We start from the raw sequence: 8,562 nt of genomic DNA, 5'->3' as shown, positions 1-8,562 counted from the left end.
TGCGCGGCGGCGAGCTCTTTGCCTTCGCCGGACTCTACGAAGAGTGGCACGCCCCAGATGGCTCGTCGCTGCGCACCTGCACGTTGCTGACCACCGAGGCAAATACGCTTGTGGGGAAGATTCACGGGCGCATGCCGGTGATCTTGCAAAACCTAGACGACGAAGCCATGTGGCTGGAGGTTGTACGCTACAAGCCCCTCGACCTCCAGCCGCTGTTTTCCCCTTTTCCCGCTGACCAGATGGACGCCACTTTCGTCAGCAAGCGCGTCGGCTCCCCCGCCAATGATGATGCAGAGCTTCTTGTGGCTCTGGCTTAGCGGCTAGAACGGGCCGCGCTCCCATGGCCCCCAGATCGCCAGCGTCACGCCAGGAAGCTGCATATTCGCAAAGAGCGTCTGGCCATCGGGAGAGAAGCAGGCTCCGGCGAACTCGCTGTCTTCGAGGCCAGGGTAGATATTGCGGGCGAAGTTGAAGATCTCGCCCTTTTGGGTCAGGCCACGCAGGTAGCAAGCCCCGCCGTAGGTGTCCTCGCAGAGCACTAGGCCCCCGCGTGGTGTGACGCAGAGGTTGTCTGGGTTCCATAAAACGCTCTTGGACTTGGACTCAAAGAGCAAGATCAGCTCGCCTTTGTCACTGCCCTTGGGCTGGTAGCGCCATACCTGCCCGAGCATTTTATCGCCGCCCGTCGTGGCATTCAGGTAGACGTGGCCATTGCCCCACCAGCAGCCTTCGAGCCGCGCAAAAGTGGCCGCGCCTTTGGCTCTGCCGGACTCGTAGACCGCCAGTGGGTTGGTGCTTGCCGCCGCAGGATCAGGGTCCTCAATGTCTATCCAAACGCACGCGAGTGGCTCGCCGACGGTTTGCTTTTTACGAAGATCCGCCTGGGGCTTGCCCTCAATCACCAGCATCTGGAGCCGCCCGCCCTCGATGAGCTGGCCGGGCTTGGTGGGCAAAAAGCGATAGAACCCTGCGCTCGTACGGTCCTCGGTCTCATAGATAATCCCCGTGGCGGGGTCTACGGCAATCGCCTCATGTACAAAACGTCCCATGGCCTTAAGCGGCACCGGCATCACAGGCGCTTCGTTGCTGGCTGGCACCTCAAAGATATAGCCGTGCTCTTTCTCGAATCCACCAATCGCCTTGCCTTTATCGTCTTTGCCTTTCGCCGCTCCTAGCGTTGTTTCCTCGCACGAGAGCCAGCTTCCCCAAGGCGTGGGGCCGCCCGCGCAGTTGGTGTGCGTTCCCGCGAGACTAATATGGCTCTCGATCAGCTCGCGAGTTACGGGGTCAATCGTGAGCGTAGTCACTCCGCCGCCTGCGCTCATGTCGTAGGCATGCTCGTCTTGGAGAATTGCAGTGCCAGGCCGGGCAAGCGTGTTGGGAACCTCGTGGTTGCGCACGAGGCGCAGCTTACCATTCACCAAGAACGCACCCATCCCGTCATGCTTGGTAGGCGTGAGATTTCCATCGGTCATGCGCGTGCCCTGCCGCCCAAACACGTTGTAGGAGAACCCCTCAGGTAACTCTAAGAGCACCTCGCCCGTGTTGTGCGCCGCCGTGGGTCGCGGATTTCCATAGCCGACTGCCACTGCGCTGCGATCAAGCGCCAGCGCCCCACGGGTTACTAAGCCCGTCAGACCAATCCCGCCACCCAAAAGAAGAGTTCTACGATCCATTCGCTTAGCGTACCCTCTCAGGCACATGTAAAGCTCAAGTGACGATTAAGAAAATCCTCCTACATGATATAATCTCATCTTATAACGATGACCAAGGATGAGCGCCTCCAGTGGTTTGAAGCCACCCTTGAGCAGGCCGGGATGCGACGAACGCTCCCACGCCGAGTTCTTTTGCGTCTGCTGGCCGCCAGTGAGCGTCCTCTCTCGGCTCAAGATATCTACGAGCAGACCGACAATGACATCAATCTCGTCACGATCTACCGCACGCTCAACGAGCTTACCCGGCTAGATTTGCTGATTCGCACAGAGTTTGGTGAGGGTTTCTACCGCTACGAGTCTGCCCCCGGCCCCTCCGACACGGACCATCACCACCATCTCGTCTGTGATAGCTGCGGCTCGATTGCCGACTTTGAGGGCTGCATGGTAGATGCAATGCTCACGCAGACCACGATTCCCCATAACTTTCAGGTCGCCAGCCACACTCTGACACTACACGGAACCTGCGAGCGCTGCCAGACCGTCCCCCCCGTCAAGTAACTTTCTGACAGAAAGATCCCTTCCGTTCGCATCGCGCTACTATTGCATCTGTGTTATAATAAACAGTTTGTAGTATATGGGTATGTCTTGCAAAAAACAGAGATTTTCAAAACGCTTCGTCCCTTCCGTCGTGGCGCTCTGGTTATTTGTCTGTGTTTGGTGCCCACTGACACACTTCCAGAGCCATAATCTACGTACAGAGACAGCAGCACTGACCTCGACACCGAGCGACTCTTGTTCTCTCTGTCTGCTGGAATCGCTTCCTATCTGCCTGACGGCTGTTGCTATAGCGCTCTTTGTCCCTGCCCTCTTCGTTCCCGAGCCTGCCAGCACACGGTTGCTTCTCACAGGGCAAGCGCTCCTCCCGACTCTCTCCACACGCGGCCCGCCTGACTTCCTCTCCTAATATATTTCGTCGTTGATTCTTTTTTCTTCCATATTTCAGGAGTGTGATTTCTCATGCGTGTTTCCTCTAGGGCCCGCTTCGGGCTTGTCCTTGCTATTTCTGTCTCGCTTTGCTCAACTGCCCGCGCCGATGTTGTGGGGCGCTTAAAGATCAAAGTGCTTAATGCCGAGTCCGAGAAGCCGCTCCCTGGCGCTAGAATTCTGCTGATGGACAGTGCCGGGGTGCGTGCGCCTCTTACCATCACCACAGGAGCGGATGGAGTCGCGCTGACGCCCCCCCTGGAGAACCGGGCCTGGAAGCTCGTGACTTCGGTGGGGGAGTTCCAGAAAGACACCCAGAGTGTCACCGTGCTCGCTGATGTCACCACCGATATTGAGGTTCCGCTAGAGCCACTAAAAGAAAAGACGATTAAGATCACCGCCGAGCGCGATAGAGTCCGTAGCGGCGATGCGTCGTCGGCTAAAACACTCTCCAGCGAAACGGTGAGTAAATTTCCGCTAACGGCGGGCAACCACCAGAGCCTTACCAAGGCCATTCGCGCCGTGCCAGGCTTTGCCGAGGACTCTGTCAACCAGATCCACCCCCGCGCCGAGCACGCCGCCACCTCGATCTACCTTAATGGCTTCTTACTCCCCGGCGCGTTTCAGGGCCGCGCGGGGCAGTTTCTGGCTCCCGATGCGCTCCAGACCATTGATGTGATCACGGGCGGCTTCGCGCCCGAGTACGGCTCAGAGACGGCGGCGGCGCTGAACCTGACACTACGCTCGGGGACGCTCGTGCCGTTTCGCACACTGACCCTGACCGGTGGCGGCTTTGGCACAGGCGAGACGAGCTTCACCGCAGGCGGACAGACGGGATCAGAGGGCAAGAAAAAGCTTGGTTATTTAGTAAACTACACGGGCCGCACCACAGACAATGCCATCGAGGCACCTCAGCCCGATCAGCAAACACGTCATAATGGCCAGACCTCACAGACTCTCTTTGCGAACTTTGACTACGATCTCTCGCTTGTGGAGAAGCTCTCGCTGACGGTAAACACCGCTCCAGCACGCACTCAGATCGCTAACCGCACAGGGCTGAGCGCCCCGTATGCTCCCGTAGGGCAGGGATTTGGCTACGGGGGAGTGAAGAACGCCGACAGCGGCCTGGCCTCACAGGAAACCCTGGGTCAGGATATCTACCAGCAGGATAACAATGGCTTTGGGACACTTCAGTACCGCAAGCAACTTAATGCAAAAACGACGGCAGTGCTGACATTTGGCTCCTCAGCATCCCAGCAAGATCTGCTAAATAACACAGCAGGCAATGGCGCAACAATCGCCTCAAGCACGCTCGCAGCGGATTCCTCGATAGAGTTTCATCCGACGATTAAACGTCAGTACAACCAGAGCCAGCTTCAAGGTAATGTCACGATCAACGAGGGCAAGCACATCCTGAAATTCGGCGGCCTCTTCTCCGACCAGCGTGGTAATGAGAGCTACCAGATCACCCCGGGTAGCCAGAGCGCCCTCAATGCGCTTCGTGCAATTGACGAGCGCCTCGTGGCAAGTGGCGGGACGATGGTCGGCGACAACTATATTGTGGGAGCACCGACGATCACCCCCACACTTCAGGTGAAGCGCAAGGGCTACTACGGCGCGGCCTACGCCCAGGACACATTCAAAGTGAGTGAAAAGCTCACAGTGAACTATGGCCTACGCCTAGATACATTCCGCTCCGAGCAGACTGTAGACGGCACAGCGGGCGATACCGTTACCGCCACCGATCTCTCGCCACGTGTAAATCTTGCCTACAACGTGGCTCCTAGAACCGTGGCGCGCGCTTCGTACAACCAGCTCTTCTCTCAGCCGCCGCTGGCTCAAGGAGCGCTGATCGGCACGGGTGTCAAGCCCCAGCGTGTCAAGATGATCGAAACAAGCATCGAGCGCCAGCTCCCACAGAACCAGACTGTCAAGCTGGTGGCCTACCGAAAATGGTTCCAGGATCAGCTCGATACCGCCATTCTGATCCCTGGAACGCAGATCGGGGTGTTCTCCACGGTCAATATCAGTGCGGGATCGTTTGCCAATGGCCTGGAGCTCTCCTACGACAAGGCTCCCCAAAACGGGGTCGGCTTGGGCGGGTTCTTTACCTGGGCTAATGCCATCAACAAGCTGGTCAATGGAGAGGAGCCCTACTCCGATCACGATCAGCTCAACACGCTCTCCGCAGGCATCACCTACGGCCTGAAGAGCGGCGCGAATGTGGCTCTTAGTGCTTACTACGGCAGTGGAGCGTTCTCCTCGCCGATTGTCAACCCACTGGATGAAGATCAGACAGTAGACGGCGGCAAGCGGCAAGCACGCACGGAGCTGAACTTCCGCTACTCCACCGGAGCCAAGCTCCTTAAGAACGATCTGCAGGCAGATGTCTCCGTCGAGAACCTGCTTGACAGCCGTAGCGTGATGAACTTTAACTCCCCCTTCACCGGAACCCGCTTTCAGCAGGGCCGCCGGGTGATGTTTAGTCTGACAAGAAAGTTCTAAATCACATGACGGATCTGAAAGACAATCTCCACAAAGCCCGCTTCGGTCTCGCAATGAGCCTCTCTCTAGGGCTTAATATAGTATTCCTGCTCGCCATCGCACGTTTCTCAGCGAGCCATGTGGGCCATCGCGACAGCCACCCGGGCTTTGTAGAGGTTGTCTTTCAGGACTGCCCAGAGTGCCGTCTTCCTCCAAAGACAGAAACACCTGCAACCCCGGTTCCACTCGCAACGCCTGCCCCAACACCCTCTCCAAGCGCTGTAACACCTCCAACGCAGCAGATAGCCCAGCAGCCACAAATAGCCCAGCAACCACAGCAAGCGCCTATTTCCAGCGCTCGTCCCGTTCTCACTTCGGTTGGCGCACCTGCCCCCCAGCCTTCAGAACGTCCCCAGCCTTCCATAGACAGCTTGCCGCAGCCAGCTCCGAAGCCAGACGTCACCGCCGCCACGCAAGTTCCCGTTCAAGCCGCTCCTACTGTGTCGGCAGCTCCACCGAAGCCCACCCCCGAGCCAACGCCTCGCCCCACCCCTGAGCCTACTCCGACTCCAAAGCCCACTCCGCCCCCCACGCCTAAGCCTACCGGCCCCACCCGCGAGGCCGAACCGACGCACCAAGTCCAGCCCACGATCCCCGACTCGCTGAAGAAAGGCGAGTTCAAATCGTTCGTCCGTGTGGTCGTCGAGATCGAGGCGGATGGTAGCTTCGAGGCCACTCTCCGCACCTCCTCAGGGAACCCCGAGGTTGACCAGCGCGTGCTGGAAGCTCTTAAAAAATGGAAGTGGAAGCCCGCGCTCAAGAGTGGTCAGGCCCTCTCTAGCACCCAGCGCTTCAAGTTCGAGTTCGAAGTTCGGTAGCCCTGTTTTTTCACATCTTCACCCGAAGTTCGGTACAATCCCGCAAGATGCGCTACCGTACTGCTCCTGAAAAACTGTTAGGGTTGGGACTGACTCTGGTTCTGTTGATCATGGCAGGCTGCCTGGGTGATCCCAGCCTGACACCTGCATCTCCCAAAGCAAAGGCCACTTTATTGGAGACCGAAGCCTTTATGGGAAATGCCGTCTGCGCCGAGTGCCACCCCGATATCGCTCGTAGTCATGGACAGAGCTCCCATGCCCAAACCCTGAGCCTCCTCTCCACCCGCGACCTCGGAGCACGCGTGCCGCCCTTGGGTAAGATTGCTCAGTCGGAGTTCGTCCTCCATGAGGCAGCGGGAGTGTTCACCGTTGCCGCTCCGGCCCTCTCGGATCAGAAAGTACCTTTGGATCTTGCCGTGGGGTCTGGGAAAACGGGAGTGACCTATGTCGCCTTTATGGACGATAACAAAATGGCGGAGTTTCGGATGAGCTACTTTCCGGTGAAAAAAACCTGGTACATCACCCCCGGCCAGGAAAAGCTAGCGCCAGGCTCTCTGGGCAAGGTGCACCCGGTAGCCAATGGGAAAAAATGCATGCTCTGCCACGCCGTCGCGGTGCCGGAGACGGGTGGAAAGCCGGAGAAGCGCTTTTTTGGCGTCGGGTGTGAGTCCTGCCACGGCTCGGGTACGGCGCACGTCACAGCCGCCCGCTCTGGCAAGTTCGACAGCGGGAAGATGGAATCTTTGGGTAAGCTTCCGGCGACCCGGCTCAACTTGCTGTGTGGGAAGTGCCACGGGTCACGCCAGGACGTCGAAGCGGCGCACCTTCCTAAATCCGTCAGTAACCGAATGCAGACCTACGGCCTGATGGAGAGCAAGTGCTTCCAGAAAAGCTCTGATAAGCTCTCGTGCCTTACGTGTCATAGCCCGCACGAAAACGCCAAGAGCGCAACCAGGGAGCCCGCCTTCTACGAACGCGCCTGCCTGACGTGCCACTCCGCGCAGACCCCGCAAAAGCCCTGCCCGATCAACCCGACGGCCAAGTGCATCGGCTGTCACATGCCTTCGCGAAAGGCGCTGACAGGCTCCGCTATCCCTATGACAATGGCGGATCACAAGATTCACATCCCTTCAAAAAATTAATACTATTTTCACATGTGGCATAGACATTGCGTGGGGGGCATGGTATAAACCAATGTTAAGTCGGGCTTAATAAAAACGCTTCGAAGCGTCTCATCCTACCTGGTAAATGCCGCCCGATGGTGCTTGTGCACAAACATTGGAATCACTACGAAAACTCACTGAAATAAGAGGTTTTGAATGACTCGTTTTTCTTCGGCCAAAAAAGCGTTTACGCTGATTGAGCTTCTCGTCGTCATCGCGATTATCGCGATTCTCGCCGCTATCTTGTTCCCTGTCTTCGCGCAGGCGCGTGAGCGTGCTCGTGCTATCTCCTGCATCTCCAACCTCAAGCAGATCGGGCTTGGCCTGATGATGTATTCCCAGGACTACGACGAGACCCTACCCGTCGCTTTCCCCGCTAACCCGCCTATCTTCGGGGGCGGTCAGGCAGTCACTCCGTTTGAGTCCATGATCGAACCCTACACCAAGAACACGGACATGTGGAAGTGTCCCAGTGTCAACCGCAATGCAGGCGCGAACTATGGCCTGGGCAACTACTACGACGGCAGATTCAACTTAGCGCCTAAAACCCGTACCTACAGCTCGGTAGGACGCATCAACACACGCCAGGCAAACGGAACCGACCAGAACACGGGCATGTCCAACTGGGGTGGCACGCCCACCGCGCTCGCCGCAATGGATGCCCCCGCAGAGACCATCGAGGTCGTGGATGTCAACGGAGGCGATGTGAACTACGGCTCACCGTGGGGCTCCCTCTTCACCGGGTGTGATACCTGGAAGCTGGCCGGGCGCATGAGGGCCCAGGATGCAGCCACCTCAGGAAACTGCGCTGGTGCCTACAATGCCAACCCAGGAACCAAGGGCCACATGGAGAATGGCAACTATGTCTTCGCAGACGGCCACGCCAAGGCACTGAACTGGGGAACCGTTCGCAAGAACGATTTCTACCTCTTCAAGAACGCTAAACCCACCGTACTCTTCACCCCGTAGGCTCGCGACACCTCCTTAACAAGACGCACCGCCTCTTTGATGCGGTGCGTCTTTGTAATGATGGAAAGGAAAACCTCTTATGACTAAAACACTCCGCTGTTCGCTTCTCCTCGCCCTCCTGGCGACCACGTTGTGCCTGCTGGGCTGCCAGAAAGACGAAGTTGCCAAGGACTCCGCCTCCACAATTGCGGCCGATGCCAAGGCAAATGCAGGAGCTGCCCCGGTAGCCGTGCCCAGTGAGGCGAAGGGTCAGATGGATGCCGCCCTCAACGACCCCAATACACCGCCTGAAGTGAAGGCGAAAATCCGAGCACAAGGCGGCGGGCAGTAGGTTTTAGAGATACTCTAGCAGATATGCCCGCACCCCGTACCCGTTCTCAGGCCGCAGCGCGTCAACGACTCCGTTGGCTCGGTGCGGCCCTTGCTTTT

The 8,562-nt window shown here is 57.9% G+C and carries 9 protein-coding genes; 8 read left to right on the top strand and 1 reads right to left on the bottom strand.

The window, feature by feature from the left end; genetic code table 11:
- The coding region (locus tag ACH2EH_RS22095; protein ID WP_395145144.1) for an SOS response-associated peptidase at nucleotides 1-317 on the top strand (317 nt) is incomplete at its 5' end.
- A 3-nt stretch (nucleotides 318-320) separates the two neighbouring features.
- Here the strand turns inward: ACH2EH_RS22095 and ACH2EH_RS22090 are convergent.
- Nucleotides 321-1,676, bottom strand: coding sequence for an alkaline phosphatase PhoX (locus tag ACH2EH_RS22090; protein ID WP_395145142.1), 1,356 nt, complete (start codon nucleotides 1,674-1,676; stop codon nucleotides 321-323).
- An 87-nt stretch (nucleotides 1,677-1,763) separates the two neighbouring features.
- Between ACH2EH_RS22090 and ACH2EH_RS22085 the strand changes: the two genes are divergently transcribed.
- The 7 genes from ACH2EH_RS22085 to ACH2EH_RS22055 all read left to right on the top strand — a co-directional run bounded on the left by ACH2EH_RS22085 (nucleotide 1,764) and on the right by ACH2EH_RS22055 (nucleotide 8,464).
- The gene (locus tag ACH2EH_RS22085) at nucleotides 1,764-2,213 is read left to right on the top strand and encodes a Fur family transcriptional regulator (RefSeq protein WP_395145140.1); all 450 of its coding nucleotides are present in this window, start codon (nucleotides 1,764-1,766) and stop codon (nucleotides 2,211-2,213) included.
- 82 nt (nucleotides 2,214-2,295) lie between these two features.
- Nucleotides 2,296-2,619, top strand: a complete 324-nt coding sequence (locus tag ACH2EH_RS22080; protein ID WP_395145138.1) for a hypothetical protein — start codon at nucleotides 2,296-2,298, stop codon at nucleotides 2,617-2,619.
- 53 nt (nucleotides 2,620-2,672) lie between these two features.
- Nucleotides 2,673-5,144, top strand: coding sequence for a TonB-dependent receptor (locus ACH2EH_RS22075; RefSeq protein ID WP_395145136.1), 2,472 nt, complete (start codon nucleotides 2,673-2,675; stop codon nucleotides 5,142-5,144).
- A 5-nt stretch (nucleotides 5,145-5,149) separates the two neighbouring features.
- Nucleotides 5,150-6,001: a TonB family protein gene (locus tag ACH2EH_RS22070; RefSeq protein WP_395145134.1), complete on the top strand. Its 852-nt coding sequence runs from the start codon at nucleotides 5,150-5,152 to the stop codon at nucleotides 5,999-6,001.
- 47 nt (nucleotides 6,002-6,048) lie between these two features.
- Nucleotides 6,049-7,143, top strand: a complete 1,095-nt coding sequence (locus ACH2EH_RS22065; protein ID WP_395145132.1) for a multiheme c-type cytochrome — start codon at nucleotides 6,049-6,051, stop codon at nucleotides 7,141-7,143.
- Nucleotides 7,144-7,320: 177 nt separating this feature from the next.
- Nucleotides 7,321-8,133: a DUF1559 domain-containing protein gene (locus ACH2EH_RS22060; protein ID WP_395145130.1), complete on the top strand. Its 813-nt coding sequence runs from the start codon at nucleotides 7,321-7,323 to the stop codon at nucleotides 8,131-8,133.
- Nucleotides 8,134-8,212: 79 nt separating this feature from the next.
- Entirely contained in the window at nucleotides 8,213-8,464 is a 252-nt protein-coding gene (locus ACH2EH_RS22055; protein WP_395145129.1) for a hypothetical protein, read from the top strand.
- Nucleotides 8,465-8,562: the final 98 nt, after the last annotated feature.

The organism is Armatimonas sp. (genome assembly GCF_043760365.1).
Taxonomy (GTDB): Bacteria; Armatimonadota; Armatimonadia; order Armatimonadales; family Armatimonadaceae; genus Armatimonas.
This window is presented reverse-complemented; position numbering and strand designations above follow the sequence as displayed.